Annotated in this window: 23 protein-coding genes; 11 read left to right on the forward strand and 12 right to left on the reverse strand. The window is 62.2% G+C overall.

The features are described 5' to 3' along the window. Positions 1-44: 44 nt before the first annotated feature. Positions 45-2,651 carry a leucine--tRNA ligase gene (gene leuS / locus ACWTV1_RS02355; protein ID WP_498503963.1) on the reverse strand — a complete coding sequence of 869 codons (2,607 nt, stop codon included), beginning with the start codon at positions 2,649-2,651 and terminating at the stop codon, positions 45-47. A 175-nt stretch (positions 2,652-2,826) separates the two neighbouring features. Continuing rightward, a complete protein-coding gene (locus ACWTV1_RS02360; RefSeq protein ID WP_498503964.1) occupies positions 2,827-4,257 on the reverse strand; it encodes an anthranilate synthase component I family protein in 1,431 nt (476 codons plus the stop codon). Between the two features lie 11 nt (positions 4,258-4,268). Between ACWTV1_RS02360 and ACWTV1_RS02365 the strand changes: the two genes are divergently transcribed. After that, complete coding sequence (locus ACWTV1_RS02365) at positions 4,269-5,033, forward strand: aminotransferase class IV (protein WP_498503965.1); 765 nt, start codon at positions 4,269-4,271, stop codon at positions 5,031-5,033. A 58-nt stretch (positions 5,034-5,091) separates the two neighbouring features. Further along, a complete protein-coding gene (locus tag ACWTV1_RS02370) occupies positions 5,092-5,787 on the forward strand; it encodes a DedA family protein (protein ID WP_498505018.1) in 696 nt (231 codons plus the stop codon). A gap of 83 nt (positions 5,788-5,870) precedes the next feature. Here ACWTV1_RS02370 and ACWTV1_RS02375 read toward each other — a convergent pair whose 3' ends face one another. The 5 genes from ACWTV1_RS02375 to ACWTV1_RS02395 all read right to left on the reverse strand — a co-directional run bounded on the left by ACWTV1_RS02375 (position 5,871) and on the right by ACWTV1_RS02395 (position 9,815). Next, a complete protein-coding gene (locus tag ACWTV1_RS02375; RefSeq protein WP_498503966.1) occupies positions 5,871-6,782 on the reverse strand; it encodes an ABC transporter substrate-binding protein in 912 nt (303 codons plus the stop codon). A 2-nt stretch (positions 6,783-6,784) separates the two neighbouring features. Beyond that, complete coding sequence (locus ACWTV1_RS02380) at positions 6,785-7,537, reverse strand: ABC transporter permease (protein WP_100388774.1); 753 nt, start codon at positions 7,535-7,537, stop codon at positions 6,785-6,787. Next, on the reverse strand, positions 7,534-8,211 hold the full coding sequence (locus ACWTV1_RS02385) for an ABC transporter permease (RefSeq protein ID WP_100388773.1): 678 nt from the start codon (positions 8,209-8,211) through the stop codon (positions 7,534-7,536). The genes ACWTV1_RS02380 and ACWTV1_RS02385 overlap by 4 nt, the downstream gene beginning before the upstream one ends. Further along, positions 8,208-9,035: an ABC transporter ATP-binding protein gene (locus ACWTV1_RS02390; RefSeq protein WP_498503967.1), complete on the reverse strand. Its 828-nt coding sequence runs from the start codon at positions 9,033-9,035 to the stop codon at positions 8,208-8,210. The genes ACWTV1_RS02385 and ACWTV1_RS02390 overlap by 4 nt, the downstream gene beginning before the upstream one ends. A 129-nt stretch (positions 9,036-9,164) precedes the next feature. Then, on the reverse strand, positions 9,165-9,815 hold the full coding sequence (locus ACWTV1_RS02395) for a TetR/AcrR family transcriptional regulator (RefSeq protein WP_498503968.1): 651 nt from the start codon (positions 9,813-9,815) through the stop codon (positions 9,165-9,167). A gap of 103 nt (positions 9,816-9,918) precedes the next feature. Here ACWTV1_RS02395 and ACWTV1_RS02400 point away from each other — a divergent pair, with 103 nt between their 5' ends. The 4 genes from ACWTV1_RS02400 to ACWTV1_RS02415 all read left to right on the forward strand — a co-directional run bounded on the left by ACWTV1_RS02400 (position 9,919) and on the right by ACWTV1_RS02415 (position 14,632). Beyond that, positions 9,919-10,602, forward strand: a complete 684-nt coding sequence (locus ACWTV1_RS02400) for an SOS response-associated peptidase (RefSeq protein ID WP_498503969.1) — start codon at positions 9,919-9,921, stop codon at positions 10,600-10,602. Between the two features lie 59 nt (positions 10,603-10,661). Beyond that, on the forward strand, positions 10,662-11,714 hold the full coding sequence (locus tag ACWTV1_RS02405) for an App1 family protein phosphatidate phosphatase (RefSeq protein ID WP_498503970.1): 1,053 nt from the start codon (positions 10,662-10,664) through the stop codon (positions 11,712-11,714). A gap of 81 nt (positions 11,715-11,795) precedes the next feature. Then, positions 11,796-13,592, forward strand: a complete 1,797-nt coding sequence (locus tag ACWTV1_RS02410) for a glycoside hydrolase family 15 protein (protein ID WP_498503971.1) — start codon at positions 11,796-11,798, stop codon at positions 13,590-13,592. Next, the gene (locus tag ACWTV1_RS02415) at positions 13,589-14,632 is read left to right on the forward strand and encodes an FUSC family protein (RefSeq protein WP_498503972.1); all 1,044 of its coding nucleotides are present in this window, start codon (positions 13,589-13,591) and stop codon (positions 14,630-14,632) included. The genes ACWTV1_RS02410 and ACWTV1_RS02415 overlap by 4 nt, the downstream gene beginning before the upstream one ends. On the opposite strand, the gene ACWTV1_RS02420 is transcribed toward ACWTV1_RS02415, so the two are convergent. After that, a complete protein-coding gene (locus ACWTV1_RS02420; RefSeq protein WP_498503973.1) occupies positions 14,633-15,823 on the reverse strand; it encodes a glycoside hydrolase family 3 N-terminal domain-containing protein in 1,191 nt (396 codons plus the stop codon). It abuts the gene before it with no gap. 33 nt (positions 15,824-15,856) lie between these two features. After that, complete coding sequence (locus ACWTV1_RS02425) at positions 15,857-16,327, reverse strand: hypothetical protein (protein WP_498503974.1); 471 nt, start codon at positions 16,325-16,327, stop codon at positions 15,857-15,859. A gap of 68 nt (positions 16,328-16,395) precedes the next feature. Between ACWTV1_RS02425 and ACWTV1_RS02430 the strand changes: the two genes are divergently transcribed. Next, positions 16,396-17,217, forward strand: coding sequence for a UbiA family prenyltransferase (locus ACWTV1_RS02430; RefSeq protein ID WP_498503975.1), 822 nt, complete (start codon positions 16,396-16,398; stop codon positions 17,215-17,217). Between the two features lie 4 nt (positions 17,218-17,221). Here ACWTV1_RS02430 and ACWTV1_RS02435 read toward each other — a convergent pair whose 3' ends face one another. The 3 genes from ACWTV1_RS02435 to ACWTV1_RS02445 form a co-directional block, all read right to left on the reverse strand. Next, complete coding sequence (locus tag ACWTV1_RS02435) at positions 17,222-18,607, reverse strand: DHA2 family efflux MFS transporter permease subunit (protein ID WP_498503976.1); 1,386 nt, start codon at positions 18,605-18,607, stop codon at positions 17,222-17,224. A gap of 79 nt (positions 18,608-18,686) precedes the next feature. Beyond that, positions 18,687-21,236, reverse strand: a complete 2,550-nt coding sequence (locus ACWTV1_RS02440; RefSeq protein WP_498503977.1) for a DEAD/DEAH box helicase — start codon at positions 21,234-21,236, stop codon at positions 18,687-18,689. 83 nt (positions 21,237-21,319) lie between these two features. Continuing rightward, on the reverse strand, positions 21,320-22,213 hold the full coding sequence (locus ACWTV1_RS02445; protein WP_498503978.1) for an EamA family transporter: 894 nt from the start codon (positions 22,211-22,213) through the stop codon (positions 21,320-21,322). A gap of 69 nt (positions 22,214-22,282) precedes the next feature. Here ACWTV1_RS02445 and ACWTV1_RS02450 point away from each other — a divergent pair, with 69 nt between their 5' ends. The 4 genes from ACWTV1_RS02450 (at position 22,283) to ACWTV1_RS02465 (ending at position 25,783) form a co-directional block, all read left to right on the forward strand. Beyond that, the gene (locus tag ACWTV1_RS02450) at positions 22,283-23,761 is read left to right on the forward strand and encodes an SDR family NAD(P)-dependent oxidoreductase (protein WP_498503979.1); all 1,479 of its coding nucleotides are present in this window, start codon (positions 22,283-22,285) and stop codon (positions 23,759-23,761) included. Between the two features lie 5 nt (positions 23,762-23,766). Beyond that, complete coding sequence (locus ACWTV1_RS02455; RefSeq protein ID WP_498503980.1) at positions 23,767-24,006, forward strand: hypothetical protein; 240 nt, start codon at positions 23,767-23,769, stop codon at positions 24,004-24,006. A gap of 73 nt (positions 24,007-24,079) precedes the next feature. Further along, on the forward strand, positions 24,080-24,574 hold the full coding sequence (locus tag ACWTV1_RS02460) for a cation:proton antiporter regulatory subunit (RefSeq protein WP_498503981.1): 495 nt from the start codon (positions 24,080-24,082) through the stop codon (positions 24,572-24,574). 9 nt (positions 24,575-24,583) lie between these two features. Beyond that, on the forward strand, positions 24,584-25,783 hold the full coding sequence (locus tag ACWTV1_RS02465) for a cation:proton antiporter (RefSeq protein WP_498503982.1): 1,200 nt from the start codon (positions 24,584-24,586) through the stop codon (positions 25,781-25,783). Positions 25,784-25,792 lie beyond the last annotated feature (9 nt).

A 25,792-nucleotide genomic window follows, 5' to 3' on the forward strand; every position in this document is an offset into this window, starting at 1 on the left:
CCCCGATCGCTCGGAGCGCGCTCAGTTATAACGTGTGGAGTGTCTTAGCCTTCGGTGGGCTGTTGACGAGTCGCGATGTTGACGAGCTTGGGGGCGCGCACGATCACCTTGACGATCTCGCGGTCTCCGACGGTGCGCTTGATCGCTTCGGATGCCATGGCAAGAGCTTCGAGGTCGGCGCCATCAATCTTGGGCGAGACTTCGAGGCGGTCACGAACCTTGCCATCCACCTGAACAACGGCCGTCACCGACTCCTCAACGAGGAGCGACGGGTCAGCCTTGCGCCAGCCTGCGAGAGCGACAGTCGGCTCGTAGCCGAGCTTCTCCCACATCTCTTCTGCCGTGTGCGGAGCGAACAGGCTCAGTGCGATCGTGATGACTTCAGCCGCTTCACGGACTGCCGCGTCGCCGCCGCCAGCACCGGTGTCGATGGCTTTACGGGTCACGTTGACGAGATCCATGATGCGAGCAACAAGCACGTTGAACTTCAGCGACTCAGCGAGGCCAGGGCCATCAGCGAGGAAGCGGTGGGTGGCGCGACGCAGCGTGGTGTCGCCCGTCTTCCACTCGATCTCGGGAGCACTCGTGACATCTCGCACTACACGGAACGCACGAGCCAAGAACTTGTGCGACGCCGCAGGCGACACGTCTTCCCAGTTGATGTTCTCCTCGGGCGGGCCAGCGAAGGCCAACGTCAAGCGGAGTGCATCGGCACCGTGCTCGGCAATTTCACCCGAGAACGTGACGGCCTTGCGGCTGCGCTTCGACATCTTCTTGCCCTCAGAGAGAACCATGCCCTGGTTGAGCAGCGCGCTGAAGGGCTCCGTGAAGCTGACGTAACCAAGGTCGAACAGCACCTTGGTGATGAAGCGCGAGTAGAGCAAGTGCAGGATCGCGTGCTCGACGCCACCGACGTACTGGTCGACGGGAGCCCACTTCTCGGCCTCAGCCGGGTCGAAGGCCTTGTCGGGATCGTTCGGTGACAGGAAGCGCAAGAAGTACCAGGAGCTGTCCACGAAGGTGTCCATCGTGTCGGCGTCGCGCAGGGCAGGGCTGCCATCGCGCGGGTCTTCAACGTTGATCCAGTCTTCGGCGGCCGCGAGAGGCGACTTGCCCTTGGGCTTGAGGTCGAGACCCTCAGTCGACGGCAGTTCAACGGGCAGCTGCTCGAAGGGAACCGGAATCAGTTCGCCATCCGAACCGTGAATGATCGGGATGGGGGTTCCCCAGAAGCGCTGACGGCTGATCAGCCAGTCACGCAGTCGATACGTCTTCGCGGCGCGGCCAGTGCCGGCAGCTTCGAGCTGTTCCACGATCTTCTTGATCGCGTTGGACTTGCTGAGCCCGTCGAGCGGACCCGAGTTGATCATGCGGCCATCGCCCTGCAACGACTGACCGGTGTCGCGGGGGTTCAGCGGCGGCAGGTCATCCGGCAGAATCGCCATACCATTTTCGTCGAGTTCCAGAACAGGAATCGCACCGGTGATGGGCGCGTTCGTGTCGAGAACAACGCGCACAGGCAGGTCAAACTTGATCGCGAATTCGAGGTCGCGCTGGTCGTGCGCGGGCACAGCCATGACGGCGCCGTGGCCGTAGTCCGCCAGCACGTAGTCTGCAGTCCAAATCGGGATGCGCTCCCCCGTGACCGGGTTGATCGCAAAACGGTTCAGCGGGATGCCGGTCTTGGTGCGCGTGGCATCCTTGCGCTCGATTTCAGTCTGCTTCTGAGTCTGCTCGAGGTAGCTCGCGAAAGCAGCCTTAGTCTCGTCGTCGGTACCCTCAACGAGTTCAGCGGCGAGGTCTCCGTCTGGGGCGACGACCATGAAGGTGACGCCGTAGAGAGTGTCGGGGCGCGTCGTGAAGACGGTGACCTTCTCGTCACGACCTTCGATCTCGAAGTCGACATCCGCACCAACCGAACGGCCGATCCAGTTGCGCTGCATCGAAAGCACCTTCGACGGCCATGCGCCCTCAAGCTGGTTCAAGTCGTCGAGCAGGCGGTCGGCGTAGTCGGTGATCTTCAAGTACCACTGCGTGAGCTTCTTCTTGAGGACGATCGCGCCCGAACGCTCGGACGTGCCATCGGCCAGAACTTGCTCATTGGCGAGAACGGTCTGATCTACCGGGTCCCAGTTGACCCACGAATCCTTGCGGTACGCGAGGCCCTTTTCGTACATCTTGAGGAACAGCCACTGGTTCCACTTGTAGTACTCGGGGTCGCTCGTGTGCAGAACGCGGTCCCAGTCGAAGGAAACGCCGTAGAGCTTCATGCTCTTCTTCTGCTGGTCGATGTTGTCGTACGTCCAACCGCGAGGGTCAATGCCGCGCTCGATGGCGGCGTTCTCAGCAGGAAGACCGAAGGAGTCCCAGCCAATGGGGTGAAGAACGTTGAAGCCACGCTGACGCCAGTACCGCGCCGCGATGTCACCAAAGGCGTAGGCCTCGGCGTGACCCATGTGCAAGTCGCCCGAGGGGTACGGGAACATGTCGAGAATGTACTTGCGCGGGCGCTTGTCTTCGGGGTCGCTCGTCGCGAACGGCTTAAGCTCTTCCCACTTGGCTTGCCACTTAGCGTGAATGGCGGCTACATCGTAGTCCGAGCCACTCTCGCGGTCGTCGTGTGCACCAGCAAAGTTGGGCTGCTCAGTCACGTAAACACTCTCAATTCGTTACAGGGAAGATCTAAGATTACCCAACTCACGGCCGCGCTCGAGGGGGCCAAAAAGTGTCGGGTTATTCCATTGTCTATGAGTTGACGCATCTCACAGTACACAGCAACACGGTAGACCGGTCGTTCACTACGACCGAGAGTGGATGCGCGACCGCTTAGTCGCCCGAAACACCCAGCACTCGCAGCAGCGCTGCTGCCTTCAACTTGACCTCGGCCAGCTCTTCTTCGGGTACCGAGAGGGCCGTGATTCCGCCGCCGGCGCCGATCGTTGAGCCCCGAGCATCCATGACGATAGAACGGATGACCATGGCGAGGTCAACGGCACCGTCGAGCCCCACGTACCCGAAGACGCCAGAGTAGATGCCGCGCGGGGCACGCTCGAGCGAATCGAGGATGAGAGTCGCGGAGTGTTTGGGGGCGCCGGTCATCGATCCCGCTGGGAATGAAGCCTTGATGGCATCGACGGCGCTCACGTCGGCGCGCAATTGACCCCGGATGGTGCTGACGAGCTGATGCACGGTCGCGTAGCTTTCCACGGCGAACAGTTTCGGTACCGTGACGGAGCCGACCTCGCACACCCGTCCGAGGTCGTTGCGCATGAGATCGACGATCATGAGGTTTTCGGCGCGCTCTTTATCGCTGGCCAGCAGCTCGGCGGCAAGGCGCTGGTCTTCGGCGGGGTCAGCGCTGCGGCGACGCGTGCCCTTGATGGGCTTCGTCTCGATGAGCCCCGAGGGATCCATCGCTAAGAACTGCTCAGGCGTGGAACTGAGCAGCGAGATCTCGCCCACCTGCATGAAGCCGCCGTGATGGCTGGGGTTGGCGTGGCGCAGAGCGAGATACGTAGCGACCGGATCAGCGGGCCTGTCGCCGTGGTCGACGTGCACGCTCGTCGTGAGGCACAACTGGTAGGCGTCGGCTTCGACGATCGACCTCTGGCACGCCGCGATCATCTCGAGGTAGTCGGCGTCGGAGTCGCGCCAGACCGCGGTGGGGGCGGGCTGGGGCGCGGTGGGGGCGGGCTGGGAGGTCGTCGGTGCGGTTGTTGCGGTTGCGGTGCGGGTTGAGGTTGAGGTTGGGGTTGGGGTGCGGGTTGCCGCTGCCGCCACGAGAGCCGCGATACTGTCGCGCCACTGCGCGAGCTCGCCCGTCCAACTCTCGCCGAGCGCGAGCACGCTGAGCGAGCGAGACCCGTGGTCGACCACGATCACACGATCTACCCACAGCCAGGCGGCATCCGGGGTCACTGCAGGCGTTGTCACCTCGACTCCGAGCGATTCGCGGCGGAGCTCGTACCCGAGCCACCCGACCCAGCCCAGCCGAAAGCCTGCGGGTGCAGCAGAGTGATCGATGTCCGTCGCTGCGAACTCGCGGCGCATCCACTCGAAGACCGGTTCGTTGAGCTCCGTGCTCAGCACAGCCCGAGTCGAAACGGCGAGGTAGCTGCGCCCCGAATTAGCCGCCGCTCCGCTGTCGAGCCAGACGGCACCAGCGGCATCCGATGCCTGCTGCGCCATGAGTTCGCTAAACACCGCCGCGGGGTCAACCCAGCGCGGCAAGGCAGCAGTCAAGACGCGAGAGCGCATAACCTAAGCCTATGAGTGCGGACGCAATTTATCGGTGGCAGAACGACAAACTTCTCGAGATCTCCCTCGACGAGGTGCCGACAACCCCGATGACCGTCGCCGATTCTTGGCTCGTGAACTCGGGCTCAGTGCTCGCCCTCAATCTGCATCGCCAACGGTTTCTGGATGCCGTACCCGCCGCCCAGCAAGAAACTGCCGAGCAGTTCTTCACAGCTGCGATCGCCGCTCTCCCCCGGGCCGGCACGTGGTTTCCGCGTGTCGAGCTGCGCGGAGCCGAGTTCTTTCTGCGCTTGCGCGCGAACCCCGAATTGAAGCGCTCGGCCACGGCCGTAAGTTTTCGGGGTGCCGACCCGCGCACCGTGCCTGCGGTCAAAGGCCCCGATATCGACGCGATGGGCGCGCTGCAGTCGGGAGCGCGTGCCCACGGTGCCGACGAGGCGATTCTGCTCACCGACGAAGGATTCGTCATCGAAGGCGCGTACAGCGCTGTGCTGTGGTGGCGTGGAGAGATTCTCTGCGGTCCGCCGGCAGAGCTCGAACGTGTTGATAGCGTTACCGCCCGCAGCGTGCTGACGTTGGCCCGCGCGCTCGGGCTCGATACCCACGAAGAAGCGGTCACCCCGGCGGAGCTCGCGGGCACCGAAGTCTGGGTCGTGAATGCGCTGCACGGCATCCGCATTGTCTCGAAGTGGGTCGATGGCCCGGAGCTTGCCGAGAAGCCTGGTCGTCTCGAACAGTGGCGCACTCGACTCGGCGCTTTGGCGCGCCCCATTTAGCCAGTGAGCTTTCGGTTTTGCTCGCTAGGCTCGTTCCGTGGATCCCGTAGACCTCATTCTGAGCGCTGAACCGAGTGCTGCCGGTGGCGGCTTTGGTCAGTGGGTCAACGATGCGCTGAGCTACATTCTTGACACCGTGCAGTCGGTCGATCCGGTGCTCCGCACTATTCTCGCGGGCGTCGCGATCATGCTGGAGACGTCGATATTGGTCGGCCTTCTCGTGCCCGGCGACACCGTGGTGTTGGTGGCAAGCACAGCCGTGGGGAGCGTCTTCGAGGCGGCCATCCTCATCGCGGTCGTGATCGTGGGAGCCTTGATCGGTGAGAGCGTGGGGTTCGCCCTTGGCCGCTACTTTGGTCCCAAGATTCGGCACTCGAGACTTGGCAAGCGCATTGGCGAACAGCACTGGGTCCAGGCCGAACGCTATCTGGGGCGCCGAGGTGGAATTGCCGTATTCATCTCACGCTTTTTGCCCTTGCTGCACTCGCTCATCCCGGTGACCGTGGGCATGAGCACGATGCGATACCGCACTTTTATGGCGTGGACCGTTCCCGCCACCAGCATTTGGTCAATCGCGTACGTCTCTGTCGGGGCCCTCACGGCAGGCAGTTTTCGGGAGCTGCTCGATCAGCTGCACTACGCGGGCTATATTTTCGTCGCCATCGTCGCCGTCATTGCGATCGTCACGGTGATCGCTAAGAAGCTGCTGCATCGCTCGCAACAGCGTCACATGGAACACCACGACGCAGAATAACTCTTAACGACCGAGGGGCGGATGCACGTGCATCCGCCCCTCGGTGCTGGACTAGCCAGCAGCGTGTTCTGTTGTAGCCAGCGTTAGCTGAGGCCGTTGGCGCTCAACCATGCGGTGGCCATGTCGTCGGACGACATCTTGTCAACGGTGCTTTCCACGTTGAGAGCAACGAGGCCCTCAGGGGTGAGCTTGGCGTTGACGGCGTTGATGACATCGGCGATCGAGTCAGCGATGTCTGCGTTCACCAGAGGCACGACGTTCGAGGCCAAGAACAGGCCCTCAGGGTCGGTCAGGGTAACGAGGCCTTCGGTCTGGATGCGCGGGTCGGCGCTGTAGACGTTAGCCATGTTGATGGTTCCCTCGACGAGTGCGGCAACGGTGGTGTCACCGGTCGCGGTGAAGCCGACCGTGGCGCCGTAGACGTCCTTGAGCCCGGCAGGACCATAAGGGCGCTCTTCGAGTTCAGCGTTTCCACCGAGCTTGAGGTCCGCGACATCGGCGAGGTCCGCGAGGCTCGTCAACGAGTTAGCTGCCGCGAAGTCAGCGGTCACGTTGTAGGAGTCTTGGTCGGTAGCCGACGACTGTTCGAGAACCGTGAGGCCCTCGGGCAGAGCATCAGCGAGTTCAGCGTAGACATCCTCTGAGGCCGTTGCCGTGGTGTCAGCGCTGTAGAACTGGAGGAGGTTTCCCGTGTATTCGGGGATGATGTCTACTTCGCCGCTCTCGAGAGCGGGCAGGTAAGCATCGCGCTGGCCGATCTGGAATTGACGCTCGACCTCGAAGCCAGCGTTCTCCAGTGCCTGCGAGTAGATCTCGGCAATGATTTCGTTCGAGTAGTAAGCCTGCGAGCCGACAACGATGGTGTCGCTGTTGGTGTTCTCGTCACTCGATCCGGAGTCCAGGGGATTACCAGTTGCACACCCTGACAGGGCAATTGCAACCCCGACCGCGGCGGCGCCAAGCGCGAGCCGGCCTTTGTTCTTAGCTGTGAACATTTCTATCCTCTTCTTTCTTGGGCAGGTTTTGCTGCCACCGCACGTCGTCGAGTTGATGACGTGCGGACATCTTTAGCACGCCCAGCCGAAACTCCGCGGGGAACCGCAAATTGTTGGATGAGCGCAAATATTCCATCGAGAACCAGAGCGAGCGCTGCAATCAGCAACGCACTGCCTAACATCTCGTCATAACGCTGGAGAGGGAGGCCGCGGAAAATGTAAATTCCTAGGCCGCCAAGCCCCACGTAGGCCGCGAGTGTCGCGGTAGCGACGACCTGCAGCGTTGCCGCGCGAAGGCCGCCAATGAGCAGCGGAAGCCCCAGCGGAACTTCTACCTTCCACAGGATTTGCCACTCCGTCATACCGACCGCTCGCGCAGCATCAATAACGCGGCGGTCTACCGCTTCTATTCCCGCATACGCTCCCGCCAGAATCGACGGAATGGCCAAAAGTACGAACGCTGTGATCGCTGCGAGCTGGAGTTGAACCTGAGTTACCCCAATCAACAGCACGAGAAGCAGGATGAGACCAAACGAAGGCAGGGCGCGTGCAGCTCCCGACAACCCGACGGCGAAGTCGCGCCCCTTACCCGTGTGCCCGATGTAGAAACCGAGGGGAATCGCAATGAGCGCCGCAACGATCACCGAAAAGAAGGTGTAGAAAAGGTGCTCTTCGAGCCTGAGCGGAATCGGATTGCTGCCCTCGAGTCGCTCCGGAGAGAAGAGCCATTGCACTGCTTCTATGAGGAAGTTCACGCGGGCGCTCCTTCCAGTGCGGGAGCGGGCGCCTTTTGCTTGGCGACCGTCGTCCAGGGCATGAGCATCCGGCCCAGCAGTACCAGAGCGCGGTCGATCAACAACGCGACAATCACTGTCATCACGACCCCGGCAAAGATCTCTTCCAAGATTCGGCGCTGAAAGCCGTTAGTGAAGAGGTAGCCGAGGCTCTGCACTCCAATGAGAATTCCGACAGTCACGAGGCTCACCGTCGACACAGCAGCGACACGGAGACCCGCGAGCACCACGGGGCCCGCGAGCGGGAAGTCGACGGTCCAGAATCGACGCCAGCCGCCAAACCCTACAGCGGTGGCCGATTGACGGATCGCCGGATCAACTGAGGCCAGAGCATCCGCTACCGAACGAGCCATGATGGCCACGGCATAGAGCGTGAGCGCAATGGTGATGTTGAGCTCGCTGAGGAAGCTGATGCCTAACAGCGGCGGCAGGATCACGAACAGTGCGAGCGACGGAATCGTGTACAGCAAACCGGCAAGGGTCAGCAGGATGCCGCGAGTGAGCTTGAAGCGATACGCCAGCCAACCCAACGGGATAGAAATGAGGAAGCCGATAACAATCGGCGGGATGCTCAGCCGAATGTGTTCAAGCGTGAGGCCCCAGATCAGATCAAGATTATTGATGATCCACGTCACGCCGACTCCGATCCCCCGACAAGAACGCCAGCGCCGCGGCCTTCACTGTCTACCAGGATCGTTCCCGCCGCTGTTTTCTTGAGCGTGAGAGCCCGCTTGCCGCGGTCGGTGCCGATGAAATTCGCTACGAAGTCGCTCGCGGGAGCCGCCATGATCTCGTTGGGGCTGCCGACCTGAGAAATCTTGGCGCCCTTTTCGAGGATGACGACCTGATCGCCCAACAGAAATGCTTCGTCAATATCGTGGGTGACAAAGACGATCGTCTTGTCGAGCTCATGCTGCAAACGGATTGTCTCCTGCTGCAGCTCCGCGCGCACGATCGGGTCAACCGCACCGAACGGCTCATCCATCAGCAGGATGTTGGGGTTAGCGGCGAGGCCGCGTGCCACACCAACGCGCTGCTGTTGGCCGCCCGACAGTTGACTCGGGTACCGGTCGGCAATGCTGCGGCTGAGGCCCACGGTATCGAGCAGCTCGAGAGCTTGTTCACGAGCCTGCTTTTTAGGCACGCCATTGAGCATCGGCACTGTAGTGACGTTGTCGATCACTTTGAAGTGCGGAAGAAGCCCGGAGTTCTGCATGACGTAGCCGATGCTGCGTCGCAGAGCCACCGGCTCTTTGCTCATGATGCTGTCGCCATCGATCTCGATATCGCCATCCGTGGGATCGACCATTCGGTTGATCATTCGGAGCAGAGTGGTTTTACCACTGCCCGATGACCCGACGAAGACTGTGATCTTTCGCGACGGAATCACGAGATTAAAGTCTTCGACGGCCACGGTCCCGTCGGGGAAACGCTTGGTTACTGCACGAAATTCAATCATGATTTCGGCTCATTCCTCGCGCCCATGCGCGGATCGACACTTGCCAGCATTAATAGCTAAACAGTATTCGACGCCGCTGTCATTCCCGATTGGGTATAACTCAGGCAAATTCGCATAGAGCGAAATCAGCTACCAGCCGATGTTCTCCATAATGAAGCCGCGAACGTACGAGGTGCTCACCGAAATGAATTCCTCGTCACCCTGCGGGTTCATCAAGAACGCACGAGCGACAAGTGCATCGCTCATTTCAAGGCTGGCTTCGAGCGTGAAGCGCGTTGCTGCCGAGTTCTCAACGCCGAATCGCGCCGAAAGGGCTTCGACGATTCGCTCAGCGACCAACGACTTGAACGTGCGGCCATTAGGCAGCGGGCGCAAGTCGAGCTGGTCACCAACGCGAAGACCACGGAAGCCGGGTTCGGTGCGGTACGTGTCGATCACAGTGGCGAACGCGTTGCTCAGCGCAGCTCGCCAGTCAGCGTGTGCTGGATCGTTGATGGCCTCGGTAATACGAGCCATCACGCGCTCAAAGTTGCGCGATCCCAAAGCCTGCAACAAAACGATGCGGTCAGGGAAATAACGGTAAACGGTGCCGATCGACGCTCCCGCGCGTTCGGCGACCATAGCGGTGGTTAGTCGCTCAATGCCGACCTCGTCGACGATGGATGCTGCTGCATCAAGTAGTGCGGTTAAACGAGCGGTGCTACGTGCTTGCACCGGCTCGTTGCGAAGCGAGACTGCTGGTTCAGCCGCGATTTCAATGGTTGTTGTTTGTGCGGACACAATGGCCCCCTTCTCGGTTTCTGATCAATCCTAACCTTTAGAACGATTGTTCTACGCTGGGTAGAAGCTCACTTTTTCTGAAATAAGACCGTAAAGTTCATATATGTGCGGTCGATTTGCGATGGACGACACGGTGAACCAGATGATCACCGAATTTGTGACGGCGACCGGGCGGCCGCCCGAAGAGTGGCAGGCAGACTGGCTCGCCACACCGATTGTGCGACCCACCGATCAGGTGCCAATCCTGCTCAAGACGTTGACAGACCGCGACGATCCTTCGTCTGAATTGGTACCACGCGCGGCCCTCGCGCAGTGGTGGTTGACTCCTCCCTTCTCCCCTGTACTGCGCGGCAAATACCCCACCTTCAATGCGCGCAGTGAGACCGTTACCGAGAAGCCCACGTTTCGTTCGGCCATCGTCAGTCAGCGCGCGGTGCTTCCCGCCATCGGATACTTCGAAACCCAGAAGTCGGGGCCTACGCCGGTTCCCCACTACATCGCACCACCAGAAGGCCTCCTCTACTTCGCCGGGCTCTACTCCTGGTGGAAGGATCCCGCCGCTGACCCCGACGATCCAGCGCGCTGGCATCTCACCACGACCATGCTGACCCAGCAGGCAACCGGGGCTCTTGCTGACATCCACGACCGGATGCCGGTCATCCTCGATCACGATTCGATCGACGAATGGGTCGATCCCCGCACGCGCGGCGACCGTCTGCTCGTTGACGCGACGGTAGCCGCATCCGCAACTCTGAGTGAACAGTTGCACGCCGAACCCCAGAGTTGAGCGCTCGTCGACAGTTGTCGTGAACACACGAGGGGCGCGCTGGAGCCTAGGCTGGAGTAATGGCTCGAACCGGCAAGTCCCACTCCCCTAGCCAAACAGCGGGTGAGATTCTTCATCGAGCCGCTCGAATCGAGGATGCCTTCCATCGCTGGCGTGAACGCCGCGGCCGCAAGCGCGGGCTCACCACCACGATCATTCCGTACAGCAGCTATGCGACAGAGGGATGGGCTCGAGTTCTCTGTCGCGTCGTTCTGACGCGCGGTACCGAAGCCTCCAAGAAGCGCGCTGAGAAGGTACGCGGCTGGCGCAGCTTCTTCAGCATCCCCGTGAACTCTGAAGTGGTCACCGTCACCATCGGTGGAATTCAGGTGCAATTAACGCCCGGGCGTGGCGGAGTGATCGACGAACAGGTTAAGGTCGCTCAGTCTCCGGGCTGGCAGACTGCCACCCTCGACTCGGCCGGCTCTGACCCCACCACGGCTCATATTTTCGTTGTTGATCCCACCACAGAGTTTGGCGTGATCTCCGATGTCGACGACACCGTCATGGTGACCGCACTCCCCCGCCCGCTGCTCGCCGCATGGAATACCTTCGTGCTCGACGAGCACGCACGACGTCCGGTCGCCGGCATGGCCGTGCTGTACGACCGCATCACTCGGGCAAATCCCCGCTCTCCCGTGATCTACCTCTCTACTGGCGCGTGGAACGTTGCCCCGACGCTGACACGTTTTCTACGCCGCAACCTGTACCCGCGCGGCGCAATGCTGCTGACCGACTGGGGTCCCACTCACGATCGTTGGTTCCGCAGTGGCGCTGAGCACAAGCGCGCCAACCTTCGGCGCCTCGCTTCAGAGTTTCCGCACGTGAAGTGGCTACTGGTCGGCGATGACGGCCAGCACGATGAAGAAATCTATGGCGAGTTCGTCGCCAGCCACCCCGAGAACGTCGCCGCCGTCGCCATCCGCCAGCTCTCGACCGGTGAAGCTGTACTCGCGGGTGGCCGCAGCAAGATTGCGGAACGCGAGCGTGAGTCATCCGTTCCGTGGCGGTATGCCCCCGATGGCGCCCGTTTGGCGATCGAACTTCGCGAGCTGGGCCTGATCAACGACTAAAGCAGAATTGCTTTGTTAAATTTGGCGCACGAATGCCGCGATGTACAGGAACACGAGCCGCGACGCTGCAATGATTGACTAATGGCGTTACCAATCGAAGACTATGCCCTCATCGGCGACTGTCAGACTGCTGCCCTCATCGGAAAAGACGGGAGCATCGACTGGCTCTGCTTCCCGCGTTTCGACTCCGCCTCAATGTTTGGAGCGTTGCTCGGCAACGAAGACCATGGCCGCTGGCTCGTGGCTCCGCGAGCGAGTGTGGATGCTCCCGCCACCGTCACGGTGACACGCAAGTACCAACCCAATACCTTCATCCTCGTCACCAATTGGGTGACCGAAACCGGCGAAGCCGAAGTCACTGACTTCATGCCTCACGGCAACCGTCGAGCCGATGTCATCCGTCGCGTCCGCGGCATCAGTGGCTCTGTCGAGATGTACGCCGAGATGCTGATCCGCTTTGGCTATGCCACTGCCCTGCCGTGGTTGCACCAGGCGCCCGAATCAGGCGGCCACGCCATCATCGGCGTTGCCGGCCCCGATGCCATCGTTGCGCGCGGTGTGGAAATGCACGCCTCCGAGCACACTCACCGCGGCGAGTTCACGGTGAGCGCGGGCGAGGTTCGCGACTTGACCATGACCTGGTACCCCGCGCACCGCAATCCTCCGCCCCAGGTCAACGTAGATGCTGTGCTCGAGACCACGAGCCAGTGGTGGCTCAACTGGTCGGCGCACTGCGAACCGACCGAACAGTACCGCGAGATCGTCAAGCGATCACTGCTCGTACTTCGAGTACTCACTCATGAAGACACTGGCGGAATTGTTGCCGCGGCAACGACGAGCCTCCCCGAGTGGTTCGGTGGCACACGCAACTGGGATTACCGCTACGTCTGGCTGCGCGACGCTGCTCTCACTCTCCACGTTCTTCTCGACCACGGCTACGTTGCCGAGGCTGAAGCGTGGCGCCGCTGGCTTCTGCGCGCGATCGCGGGCGACCCCGCCGACGTGCAGATCATGTACGGCCTCTCGGGCGAACGCTGGCTTGAAGAGCGTGAGCTCACTTCGCTGCCGGGCTACGAAGGCGCTTCCCCCGTTCGCGTGGGCAACGGAGCTTTCGATCAGTTCCAAGGCGACGTCTTTGGCGAAGTCATGATCGCGCTGCAGGCCGCACGACGTTCCGGCGTTCACGAGAATGACTTCTCCTGGCCGCTTCAGCGCGCCCTGATGTCTCACGTCGAAGACAACTGGAACCGTCCCGACAACGGCATCTGGGAAATTCGTGGTCCCGAGCGCCACTTCACGCACTCCCGAGTGATGCTCTGGGCTGCGATGGACTGTGCAATCACGGCCGTGGAAGAGTTCGGACTCGAAGGCCCCGTCGACAAGTGGATCGGCATCCGCGAAGAAATTCGTCAAGAGATCGAGCGCGATGGTTGGGATGCCGAACGTGGCACGTACACGCAGTACTACGGCGGCACCGGCGTAGACGCATCGCTGTTGCAACTGCCTCAGGTCGGCTACCTCAAAGCTGACGACCCGCGGATGCTCGGCACTGTTGCTGCCATCGAAGAAGAATTGCTGCACGATGGCCTCGTGTTGCGGTACCGCACCGAGAGTGGCGTCGACGGCTTGCCCGACGGCGAGAACCCGTTCTTGACGTGTTCGTTCTGGTTGGTAGAGCAGTACGCGTCCTCGGGCCGCGTCGATGACGCGACCGTGCTCATGGATCGCCTCGTTGGTTTCGCCAATGATGTCGGGCTCATTAGTGAGGAATACGACACCACCAACAATCGCCAGGCCGGAAACACTCCGCAAGCGCTCAGCCATTTGGCCCTCGTGCGCGCCGCCGACGCGATCTCGGAAGCAAAGACACCGCAGTGAAGTTCGTAACGACGCTGGTAATTGCGCGTCGTTCACCGCTGCTTCAGGTGCTCAAAACATCTGTCGCCGCGGTAATTGCGTGGGTCGTTGCCGGTTTCGTCGTGCAGCAACCGCTACCGATCTTTGCCGCGATCGCTGCGCTGCTCGTCGTGCAGCCGAGCGTGACGCAGTCGATCGAGAAGGGCCTCGAGCGCAGTATCGGTGTCGTGGCGGGCGTGGTCATTGCGCTCGGCGCCGGTCAGATCTTCGGCACCTCCAGCTGGGTCATCTTGATGGTGATCGTTCTCGCAGTGGTGGTGGCGTGGGCTCTCAAACTCAGCGCTGGATCTGCCAACCAGATTCCCATCAGTGCGATGCTCGTGATCGCTCTCGGCGGGCAGAATGCCGAATATGCCGTTGATCGCATCATAGAAACGATCATTGGCGCCATGATCGGTTTGATCGTGAATCTCGCCATCGTTGCGCCCGTCATCGTGAGCCCCGCGCACACCGCAGTGTTACTTCTCACCAAGCACACGGCGGCCGCGCTCGAGTCGCTAGCGTCAGCCCTGCGCGTACCCAAAACGGATGCCGAACTCGACGTTCTGCTCGCCGACTCTCGCCACCTCAAAGAGCTGCGCGACGCGGCCTCCGCCGCCCTGCGCAAGGGCGCCGACAGCCTCACTCTGAATCCGCGACGCAGCAAGCACCACCGAATTCTGCACCGCGACCGCGAACTCTTCGCGATGCTCACCGTATTGGTCACACGCACCCTCGGAATGGCGCGCGCTATTCACGACCGCTACGACTCCGACCTTGCGACCGACCCCGTGGCGTTGTCAATCGCGCAAGAACTGGAAAGGGCCGCTCACGACCTGCGGCTGCGCGGGCGTTCCCCCAGCGAACGAGAAGCCGCGCCGCCGACGCGGGAACTGCTGACGCTCACCGCTCCGCTGACGGTATTGACCCCGCATCCGCAGCACTGGATTCTGATCGGCTCACTGCTTGAAGACGTCCGCCGAGTTCATGAAGAAATTGTGGGCGACGACGGCACGAGCTAGTTAGCCGACGAGCGCGCTGCACTGCGCGAGACAGGCAACGAAGCGCCCGGTCTCACCGGAGAGTTCGCGCCGCAACTCAAGCAATCGCCCCGCGGCATCGTCAATGAGCGCCTCATCGAGTTCGCCCTCGTCAACGGCCTGGGTAACGGCGGCGACAATTCCTTCCGTATCGACCGCTCCGACATAGAGCAGCATCGTATTTCCGGCTTCAATCGCCCGCACTGCGTTGCTGATCTGGTTGGAGTATTCGGCGACGCCGGAGCGCTCCAACATGCCCATGTCATCCGTGATCGCGATGCCGTCGAAACCGAGATCGTCACGCAGAATCTCATGCCAGCGGGTCGAGAACGTCGCCGGTTCCTCATCCACCGCTGTGAATTTCAGATGGCCGAACATCACCAGGGGCGCGCCCGCTTCGATGCCGTCCTCAAAAGGAACAGCATGCGTCTTCTCCCAGTCGGCAAAGGACAGCGACGTCGTCGGGATGCTTGAGTGCGAGTCTCCCGCGGCAGCTCCGTGGCCCGGGAAGTGTTTGAGAGTGGAGAGCACCATCGACTCCCCCTGCACGGCCTCCGCAACGCGCGCCCCGGCATCCGCGCCCGTTGCTCCGAACGATCGCTCGTAAATGAAGCTGGACGAGTCGCTGGCGATATCGGCGACGATGCCAAAGTTCACCGAGACGCCGACAGATTCGAGCAAGGCACCGCGCTGGGCGAAGGCCTCGAAGGCTGCGTCGGGGGCTTGAGAGCGAAGTTGTAACGCCGATGCCGCATCGTCGGTAGGAACTCGGCGAACGATGCCGCCCTCTTGGTCAGTGGCGACCAGCACAGGCAAGCCCGCCTCTGAGCTCAGCGCGGCCGTATCGGCTTTCAATTCGCCCAAGCTGCCCGGGATGTTATCCCCCATCAGAATGAAACCGCCGACGCCGTCGAGAGCGCTACTCACTCGCGCGGCCGGTGATTCGCCGGGAACGTGCACCATGAGCATGCTGAGCACCTTCTGGCGGAGCGACATGGTGGAGAGTCGGTCAGTCGCGTACTGAGCGATCGGATCTACCGGTTGCGCCTCAGGTCGCGGCGCAAAGGTCGGAGCAGGAACGACGTCGGGGTGAGCAGCGGCGGTACACCCGGCGAGTACGAGCGTCGCGGCTACAGCGGCGGCGATCGCAGGGATTCGTCGCGCGATCATCATGCAGCGATCGTACCCGGCTTCGACGCGAGCGGGTCAGGAGAGCCAGGTCAACGAAGCGAAATCTTCTGCGGTGAGACCAAACTGATCGGTGGCGTGAGCGACGGTTGTTCGTACGACAGGTACCTCCACGCCCTTGCGCGTGAGAACGTCGATACCGGCGGGCGTGAGGCGCGATCGTGAGAACCGCAGCACGATGGTGTCAAAGGCATCGTCAGCCCCGACAACTTGCCAGCGACTCGTGAGCACCTTCAACCAGCCTTGCCCGCGCCAGACGAATTCATCGCCCCGCAAACGGTCGGTGCCGACGATGGTCTTCTGCTCGCCACCGCGAGTTGTGTAGCTCACGGTGTCAGCGAAAGTGAGCTCGTCACCCTCGGCGGTCTCGTAGCTAAACTCCGGGTTATGGCGCGTTCCATCGAGCCACATCGGAAAATTGGTCGCCTCAACGCACCAGGTGCCGGGCAGCTTGGCGGCTAGCACCGAAGCATCAAAAACTTCACTCACGAGTTCAACATAGAACACCGCGGCTGAGAGTCCGCATCACGACTCGAGTCTGCGACTACTCTTGGCGCATGATGCGCGCTCTCCTCCGGTCGTCTCACCCCGGCCCCACCGCCGCGGTGACCGTGATCGTGTTGGCACTCGCGTGGGGTTACGGCCTCGAGGGGTGGCGAATCGCCATCCTGACCGCCGCGATTCTGGCGAATCAGTTGTCGGTAGGACTCTCGAATGACTGGCTTGACGCTGAGCGCGACCGTTCCTCCGGCCGGACCGATAAACCCGTCGTGTCCGGCGAAGTCTCCGCCACGCAGGTTGCGGGCATCGCCCTGGGGCTTGCCGCGACATCCATTGTTCTTTCGTTGCTCCTCGGGCCGCTTGCGGCCCTTGGCCATGCAGTGTTTCTTGCCAGCGGCTGGCTGTACAACCTGGGGCTCAAGGCGACACTCTTCTCCGTTGTGCCGTACATCGCAGGATTCGGATCGCTGCCCGCCATCGTGACCCTTGCTGCCGGCACTGCGCAGCTTGCTGCACCGTGGGCGATTGCGGCGGGAGCGCTCTTGGGAGTTGCGGCCCACTTCAGCAACGTACTGCCCGACCTAGACGACGATTCGAGCACCGGGGTGCGCGGGTTGCCGCACGCTCTGGGCACCCGGCTTTCCGCCACTGCGATCGCCGTCGGGCTGATCGGCTCGAGCATCGCGGTGGTGTTCGGGCCCGGCACCGCTCCGAGCGCTCTTGCCCTCACCGGCTTCGTCGCCATCGTCGCTATTGCGGGAGTGAGCGTGGTTCTGATCGCGCGGGGAACCCTTCAGCGTTTGCTCTTCCGCTTGACGATTGTCGCCGCCGCCATCACTGCAGCTCTTCTGGTGCTGTCGGCACCGCAACTTAGCTAGCGCGCTACGCCAACGGCGGGGCGATGTCGCTCGGTTCGTCTGCAGCGACAGCCGGATTACGGATGCCCAGCAGCGAAGTGAGAGCGCCGGCGAACAGCAGGGCCGCCGTCACGATCACGACGCGGTGAAAGTTGTCGGGCGAAAGGGAACCGACCGTGAGCACTCCGATGAGCGCGACTGTGACGAGCCCGGCAATCCGTGACACCGCGTTGTTGACGGCTGAGCCGATCCCCGCTTGCTCGGCCGAAATCGCTCCCAAGATGGCAGAAGTGAGCGGGGCGACTGTCATCGAGAGCCCGACGGAGAACAACAGCACACCGGGCAGCACTTCGGTCACGTAGTTGACTGACTCCCCCAGCCCTAAGAACGTCACATAGCCGACTCCGCCGAGGAACGGACCGAGCGTCATGAACAAGCGCGGGCCGTACTTGCCGCTCAAACGACCAAAGAACGAGGAGAGCAGAATGATTCCGAGCGACGAGGGCAAGAACGCGAAGCCCGCGAAGGTGGCCGAGTATCCAGCCACCTCTTGCAGGTACACGACCGTAATGAATCCGCCGAGACCGAGCGCGCCATAGATAAAGAACGTCGCGATATTCCCCATGCTGAAATTGCGGTGGCGGAACAACTCGAGCGGCAGCATCGGCTGCGTCGCGCGGCGCTGCCACACGATAAAAGCAATGAAGCTCAGGATGCCGACCACGAGTGGTACGTAGACGGCGGGGCTATCCCAGCCCAAGTTTCCCTGCTCGATGAGCGCAAAGACCGGGCCGCCAAGCCCGACGATTCCGAGGGCGGCGCCGAGGAAGTCGATGCGCGTGTGGGCTTTGCGTTCATCCCGGTGACCAAGCTTCACGAGCAGCCACAGCGTGATTGCGATCGGGACGACGTTGATGGCGAAGACGAGGCGCCAGCTGAGCAGGTCGACAAAGGCACCGCCGAGCACGGGGCCCACGATAAACGCGGCACTCGTCCAGGCCGTCCACTGCCCGATGGCATGAGCCTGCGCTGTGCCGCGGAACGTTGACATGATCAAGGCAAGAGAGCTCGGCACGAGGAGCGCGCCGGCGATGCCTTGAACGCCGCGCAACACAATGAGCAATTCGGCGTTGGGCGCAAGAGCGATGAGCAGCGATGCAATGCCAAAGCCGATGAGACCGATCCGCAGAATAACGAGCCGACCGAACACGTCGGAGAGGGAACCTGCGAGCAGAATGAGTGAGCCCAGCGTGATCAGGTAGGCGTCGACAACCCACTGCTGGGTGCTCAGCCCACCGCCCAATTCAGAGCTAATCGCGGGAAGCGCAACATTGATGACGGAGCCATCGAGGAAGGCAACAAACGACGCCAGAATCGCGATGGTCAGCACAAAACGTTGATCGCGGGTCATGGTTCTATTCAACACCCGTGAGCGTCACGTTATGCCCTGCTCGAAGCACTGCTGACGTTACTGCTGTCGTCGGCGCCAACTAATCGAGGCGGCTAAAGCCTGTCACGCGCACGACAGCGATGCCCTCGGCAGCAGACTCAGCGAGATCCACGGTCGCGTTGATCGACCAGTCGTGGTTGCCCTCCGGGTCTTCAATGATTTGCCGCACGTGCCACTGCCCGGGCTCCTCGGTGATGGTGATCATCGCGGGGCCCCGCGCGTCACCCGCCGTGGAGAGAGAGTCGTGCTCGTCAAAGTAGCGGTCGAGCGCCTCGCCCCATGCTTCTTCGTCGTAGCCGGCTGCGGCATCCAGCTCGCCGAGAGCGACCGCGTCGTCGCGAGCCGCGAGTTGCACGCGACGGAACATTTCGTTGCGCACGAGAACGCGAAACGCGCGAGCATTCGTGACAACGGATGCCGGAGCAGGCGGCAAGACCGGCTCACCACTAGTGGCGGAGTCGACCCCGTTCGTCATGGCCTCCCACTCGTCGATGAGGCTCGAGTCGACCTGGCGAACAAGTTCGCCGAGCCACTCGATGAGGTCGAGGAGTTCGTCGGTCTTGGCGTCATCAGGAATGGTCTGACGGGTGGCACGGTAGGCGTCGGAGAGGTAGCGCAGCACGAGGCCTTCGCTGCGAGCCAGGCCATAGAAGCCGACAAAGTCGGCAAAGGTCATCGCGCGTTCGTAGAGGTCACGCACGACGCTCTTGGGGCTGAGGGCGAAGTCGCCGATCCACGGCTGGCTCGCCCGATACAGGTCGAAGGCGGCATCCAACAGCTCTTCGAGCGGCTTGGGCCAGGTGACTTCTTCGAGCAGTTCCATGCGCTGGTCGTACTCGATGCCCTCGGCTTTCATCGCCGCGACGGCCTCGCCACGAGCCATGAACTGTTGCTGGGAGAGAATCGGGCGCGGGTCATCGAGTGTCGCTTCGAGCACGGAGATCATGTCGAGGGCGTAGGTCGGCGACTCGCGATCGAGCAAATCGAACGACGCCACAGCAAACGGCGAGAGCGGTTGATTGAGCGCAAAGTTGGCTTGCAGATCGACCGTGAGGCGAATCTCAATGCGTTCGTCGAAGCTCTCAACTTCTTCGCCATCCACGATCATCGTGTCGGCAACGCGGTGCTCTTCGACGATCTCAGCGGTGCGCAAGGTGCGGTAGATCGCGAGCGCCTGTTTCGCGAGTTCACGTTGCTTGTGACGGGGCTCGTGGTTGTCTTCGACAAGGGTGCGCACGTTGGAGAACACGTCCCCGCCGCGAGCGATCACGTTGAGGATCATCGCGTGGTTCATGCGCATGTTGCTTGTGAGCTGTTCGGGCTCTGCGGCGATCATCCGCTCGAAGCTGGTCTCGCTCCACGTGACAAACCCTTCGGGAGGCTTCTTGCGCACAATTTTGCGTAGCTTCTTGGTGTCGTCACCGGCTTTGGCGACAAGCTTGGCGTTTTCCGACTCGTGCTCGGGGGCTTGAGCGACGACGGTTCCTGCCGTGTCGAAACCAGCGCGACCGGCCCGACCCGCGATCTGGTGGAACTCACGGGCGGTCAGCTGACGCATTCGGGTGCCGTCGTACTTGGTGAGCTGCGTCAGCAGCACGGTACGGATGGGCACGTTGATGCCGACGCCGAGAGTGTCGGTTCCGCAGATCACGCGCAGCAACCCGCGCTGAGCAAGTTGCTCGACGAGGCGGCGGTACTTGGGCAGCATGCCCGCGTGGTGCACGCCGATGCCGGAGCGGATGAGGCGCGAGAGCGTCTTGCCGAATACGGTCGTGAAGCGGAAATCACCGATCGCGTCAGCAATCTGGTCACGCTGTTCGCGGGAGACAACCTTGATGCTGGTCATCGCTTGCGCGCGCTCGAGAGCGGCGGCTTGCGAGAAGTGCACGATGTAGATTGGTGCTTGCCCGGTGGAGAGCAGCTCTTCCACCGTCTCGTGGATAGGTGTGAGGGCCCACGAGTAGTGCAGGGGCACGGGGCGTTCGACACCCGTGATGAGGCTTGTTTCGCGGCCAGTGCGGCGGCTCAGGTCATCCGCCAGCGGTTGCATGTCACCGAGCGTCGCCGACATCAGCACAAACTGCACCTTGGGCAGGATCAGCAGCGGTACCTGCCAGGCCCAGCCGCGATCGGGATCGGCGTAGAAGTGGAACTCATCCATCACAACCTGATCGACACGAGCATCCGCCCCCTCGCGCAGCGCTAGATTGGCCAAGATTTCCGCGGTGCAGCAGATAATGGGCGCATCGGCGTTCACGGAGGAATCCCCCGTGACCATGCCGACGTTCTCGGCGCCGAAGACCTCAACAAGCGCGAAGAACTTCTCGCTCACGAGAGCCTTGATGGGCGCGGTGTAGAACGTGCGCTGCCCTTGGGCGAGCGCAATCGCGTGGGCGGCAATCGCTACGAGCGACTTTCCCGTGCCCGTTGGCGTGGAGAGTATGACGTTGGCACCCGAGACGAGCTCGATGACCGCTTCATCCTGAGCAGGGTAAAGATCGAGGCCTCGGCCGGATGCCCAGCCGACGAAAGCGTCATAGGTTGCGTCTGCGTCAAAGGGCGTCGGAAGCGCATCCAAGAGTGAGGGCATTGTTCCACCGTAGCCGGGTCACAGGACATCGGAGCACGGCGAGCACGCAACGCGCAGGTACCGAGCGCGCAACCAGCACGTCACTAGCTCAGAGCAAGCATCACCGAGGCGATCAGAGCGAGCGCCATTCCGAGCAATTGCACCCGGCTCACTTTCTCGTGCAGCGTGACGCGCGCCAACACAATGGTCGCCAGCGGGTACAGGCTCACGAGAACTGAGACGACGGCGAGGCTTCCGGCCTGCAGCGCGAACAGCACGAAGGCGTTGGATGCTCCGACGAGAAAACCACCGGCGGCAGCGAGCATCCGGGCCCGATTCACACTCACGACGGCACCGCCCTCGGGCTGGTGATCGAACTGCGCAAAGAAGCGGCGGATGGGCGTGCTGAGGCGAGTGAGCGCGAGCAGGACCAGCATGGCGGCGAGGCCGACCGCGATCTCGACGACAGCGGTCGCGAGACCTGCAGATTCCGGGGCCTGGTCGAGCGCAATGAGAGCTGCACCGAGACCGATGCCCGAGACAACGCCCACCACGACGGTTCGCGGGCGAACGCGCGCAGCGGCATCCGAACGGGTGACCGACACGAGTAAAGCGCTGACGATGGCCAACACGATGGCGACCCACGCGAGCACGGGCAGGCGTTCGCCCGAAACCACGGCAAAGGCGACCGGCACGACGGCTCCGACGACCGCGATGAGTGGAGCAACGAGGCTCATCGGCCCATCGGCGAGCGCCGCGTAGAACGTCAGCAGCCCGACGATGGCGGCTACTCCGGCAATGCCACCCCACAGGATGGCGCCCGGCTCGAAGCTCACGGTGACGAACAGCATCGCGATGAGCAGGGACACGGTGGCGAAGACGTGGATGATCGTGGTCGCCGGCACCACCTGCAGGCGTCGTGTGCTCAGGCCGCCGAAGAAGTCGGAGACGCCGTAAAACACGGAGCCAGCGAGAGCGAGAACGACGCTGAGGATCATCTCGTCAGCATAGAGCCAGCGGAGACCGCCGAGAGCACGGTGCGCCCGGACGCGCGGGTAGAATCGGGTGTGCCTAATTCTTCATCCGCCCCCGACCACGGCCCCAGCGGTCTTGACCCCGCCGAGCTTGAGGTTGCCCTCAAGGTGCTCAATCAGATGGTGGGCATGGATGAAGAACACCCCGACTTTGTGACCGTGCGCCGGGCGACCGCCGCCATGTTCAAGGCGGTCAAGAAAGAGCGCCGCCTCGAGAAGCGTGCTGCCATCGCTGACGCCGACCGCGAAGTGATTGCAGCAACCGCTACGGGTGCGGCTGACCGTATTGATGACGAGACTCGCGGCATCCCCATCTCCACCAGCACGACGACGCCGACCGCCGGCGAACTGATCAAGGCGCGCCCCTGCTATATCTGCAAGCAGCCGTACACCACCGTCGATGCGTTTTACCATCAGCTCTGCCCGAGCTGTGCGGCCTTCAATCACGCTAAGCGTGACGCCCGCACCGACCTCACGGGCAAGCGTGCACTGCTCACCGGTGGCCGTGCCAAGATCGGCATGTACATCGCGCTGCGTTTGCTGCGGGATGGCGCGCACACGACCATCACGACGCGCTTTCCGCGGGATGCCGTTCGTCGCTTCTCGAGCCTGCCCGACTCGGCAGACTGGCTGCACCGCCTTCGCGTGGTCGGAATCGACCTGCGCGACCCCGCTCAAGTAATCGGCCTGGCCGAGTCTGTCGCTGAGCAGGGCCCACTCGACATCCTGATCAATAATGCGACGCAGACAGTGCGTCGCTCCCCCGGGGCGTACCAGCCGCTCGTCGATGGTGAGCTTGCTCCCTTGCCCGACGGCCCGCTGCCCGAGCTCGTGACCTTCGGGCACACGAATGACCCGCACCCCCAGGCCCTCGCGCAGTCAGTATCGGCGCATCCGATCCTGGCCGCCGCGGCTACGCGTGCCGAAGAGCTAACAGAGCAAGCCATGACCGCTGGCTCGAGCTCACTGGAGCGCCTCGCTGCCGGAACCGCGATCGACGCCGGTGGCCTCGTGCCCGACCTCGACTCGATCAACTCGTGGACGCAGCACGTCGATCAGGTCGACCCGCTCGAAATGCTCGAAGTTCAGCTGGCGAACACCACGGCACCGTTCGTGCTGATCTCCAAGTTGCGCCCCTCGATGGCAGCCTCCGCATCCCGTCGCAAATACATCGTGAATGTGTCGGCGATGGAGGGCGTGTTCAGTCGCGGTTACAAGGGCCCCGGGCATCCACACACCAACATGGCCAAAGCCGCCGTGAACATGCTCACCCGCACGAGTGCCCGCGAGATGTTTGAGAGCGACGGCATTCTCATGACGAGCGTCGACACCGGCTGGATTACGGATGAGCGCCCCCACCCCACCAAGGTGCGGTTGGCAGAAGAGGGCTTTCATGCACCGCTCGACCTCGTCGATGGTGCGGCCCGCGTCTATGACCCCATCGTGCGTGGCGAGGATGGCGAAGATCTGTTCGGCATCTTCCTCAAGGACTACGACAAAAGTTCATGGTAACCCCGATGACTACCCCGGCAGAGTTTTTGAAAGCCACCACGAGCGGAACCCGTGTTGTGGTGCGTCACCTCATCGAGGATGGCCGGGCGACCGACTCTCTCGGCTACTTTCACCTCGCCGATGACACCCACTGTGTCGTCGCGACCAAGCGTGGCCTCGAGACCATCGAGCTTGAAAAAGTGATCGCCGCAAAAGAAGTACCACCGCCGCCAGCGCCGCGCCCCCGAACCGCGACTGCGGAATAGTAGGGGATGCGCCTCAACAGGCGTAGAGTTCTCGTTGGACTATTGGCCACAACCGAATAGGTAAGTTGAAACCGTGGGCGTAAGAATCGAACGAATTGACCTTCCCGGGTTTGGCGTGCGCAACGACGTCATCACGAACTCAGGATGCCGCGTCAGCGTGGTCTCGCTGCGTTCGGGTGAACGTGATCTTGCTTTCTTCAATGCGGACGACCCCGACTCGAATGCTGCGTCTATCTCGTTGACCGACGATGAGGCTTCTGCCATTGCCGAGGTTCTCGGTTCGTCGCTCACCCTCAGCCGTTTGTCGGCTCTCGGGGAGAGGGCCGAGGGGCTCTTCAACGAAGAGATCTCGCTGCCCAACGGCTCTGGATTCGTCGGCCACCCCATGGGCGATATGAAAGCCCGCACCCTCACGAGTGCTTCCATCGTTGCCATCGTTCGCGGTAACGATGTTGTTGCGTCGCCCGGTCCCGAGGTTGTTTTCGAATCTGGCGACGTGATCGTTGCGGTCGGTACCCGTCAGGGTCTCGACGCTCTGGGCAAGCTCATCAATAACGGTCCCAGCTAAGAGTCGCGTATGCATGAGACGACGCAGCTACTAATTGAGGTTGGCGCTCTCCTGCTCGTTCTGAGTGTGCTCGGCAGAGTTGCCGCACGCTTCGGGTTCTCGGCGATCCCGCTCTATCTTCTTGCCGGCCTTGCCGTTGGTGAGGGCGGCCTTCTGCCTCTTCAGGCCAGTGAAGAATTCTTCGAAGTCGGATCGCAAATCGGCGTGATCCTGCTGCTGGCGATGCTCGGTCTCGAGTATTCCGCTGACGAACTCATGGCGAACCTGAAGACTTCACGGATGTCGGGGATTCTGGATGGCGTGTTCAATGCGCTCCCTGGCGCACTGTTTGCCATTCTGCTCGGGTGGGAACCCGCCGCAGTGGTGGCTCTCGCTGGAGTGACGTGGGTGTCGTCATCCGGCGTTATTGCCAAGGTCATTCGGGACCTTGGGCGACTCGGTAACCGCGAGACGCCGGTAATTTTGTCGATCCTGGTGATGGAAGACCTCGCCATGGCCTTCTACCTGCCGGTCTTGTCTGCGCTCGTGATCGGCGCCGGGTTATTGCAGGGGTCTATCACTGTGGCGATCGCTGTTGCCGTGGTCGTGACCATCCTCTATGTAGCGCTTCGCCATGGGCGGTTCTTGTCACGCTTGCTCCCCCAGAAGAACGCTGAAGCGCTGCTCCTCGGAGTTGTGGGGCTCACGATGCTTGTTGCGGGTCTCGCTGAGGCGGTGAACGTCTCCGCAGCGGTTGGTGCGTTCCTCGTGGGTATTGCCATCTCAGGGCCTGTGGCGCACCAGTCCGCTCAGCTCATCACTCCCCTGCGTGACCTCTTCGCTGCCGTCTTCTTCGTCTTCTTCGGTATCTCGACCTCGCCCGCCGACATCATTCCGGTACTGCTGCCTGCCTTCGCTCTCGCCGTGCTGACCATCGGCACCAAAACGTTCTCCGGATACCGAGCCGCAAAACGAGCCGGTATCGCCGCGCCTGGCCGTTGGCGTACCGGGTTGGCTCTGACCCCGCGTGGAGAGTTCTCCATCGTCATCGCCGGCCTCGCCGTCGGCGCCGGCATCGAACCGATGCTCGCCCCGCTCGCCACCGCCTATGTACTCATGACGATTATCGCCGGCCCGCTGTTGGCGCGTGTGCCGGATACCGCGTGGTTCAAGGCGCGCGTGCGCAAGACTCCGGTCTCGCCGCCTACAACGCCCGTAGCGACCGTTTAGCGGCCTTCG

Source organism: Salinibacterium sp. VpJ6, assembly GCF_059767345.1.

Coding starts and splice junctions, on each gene's coding strand:
- ACWTV1_RS02420 (WP_498503973.1), bottom strand. CDS start 15,823: ATGATGATCGCGCGACGAATCCCTGCGATCGCCGCCGCTGTAGCCGCG.
- ACWTV1_RS02375 (WP_498503966.1), bottom strand. CDS start 6,782: ATGTTCACAGCTAAGAACAAAGGCCGGCTCGCGCTTGGCGCCGCCGCG.
- ACWTV1_RS02365 (WP_498503965.1), top strand. CDS start 4,269: ATGAGTGCGGACGCAATTTATCGGTGGCAGAACGACAAACTTCTCGAG.
- ACWTV1_RS02405 (WP_498503970.1), top strand. CDS start 10,662: ATGGCTCGAACCGGCAAGTCCCACTCCCCTAGCCAAACAGCGGGTGAG.
- ACWTV1_RS02410 (WP_498503971.1), top strand. CDS start 11,796: ATGGCGTTACCAATCGAAGACTATGCCCTCATCGGCGACTGTCAGACT.
- ACWTV1_RS02360 (WP_498503964.1), bottom strand. CDS start 4,257: ATGCGCTCTCGCGTCTTGACTGCTGCCTTGCCGCGCTGGGTTGACCCC.
- ACWTV1_RS02440 (WP_498503977.1), bottom strand. CDS start 21,236: ATGCCCTCACTCTTGGATGCGCTTCCGACGCCCTTTGACGCAGACGCA.
- ACWTV1_RS02465 (WP_498503982.1), top strand. CDS start 24,584: ATGCATGAGACGACGCAGCTACTAATTGAGGTTGGCGCTCTCCTGCTC.
- ACWTV1_RS02400 (WP_498503969.1), top strand. CDS start 9,919: ATGTGCGGTCGATTTGCGATGGACGACACGGTGAACCAGATGATCACC.
- ACWTV1_RS02435 (WP_498503976.1), bottom strand. CDS start 18,607: ATGACCCGCGATCAACGTTTTGTGCTGACCATCGCGATTCTGGCGTCG.
- ACWTV1_RS02445 (WP_498503978.1), bottom strand. CDS start 22,213: ATGATCCTCAGCGTCGTTCTCGCTCTCGCTGGCTCCGTGTTTTACGGC.
- ACWTV1_RS02430 (WP_498503975.1), top strand. CDS start 16,396: ATGATGCGCGCTCTCCTCCGGTCGTCTCACCCCGGCCCCACCGCCGCG.
- ACWTV1_RS02455 (WP_498503980.1), top strand. CDS start 23,767: ATGACTACCCCGGCAGAGTTTTTGAAAGCCACCACGAGCGGAACCCGT.
- ACWTV1_RS02390 (WP_498503967.1), bottom strand. CDS start 9,035: ATGATTGAATTTCGTGCAGTAACCAAGCGTTTCCCCGACGGGACCGTG.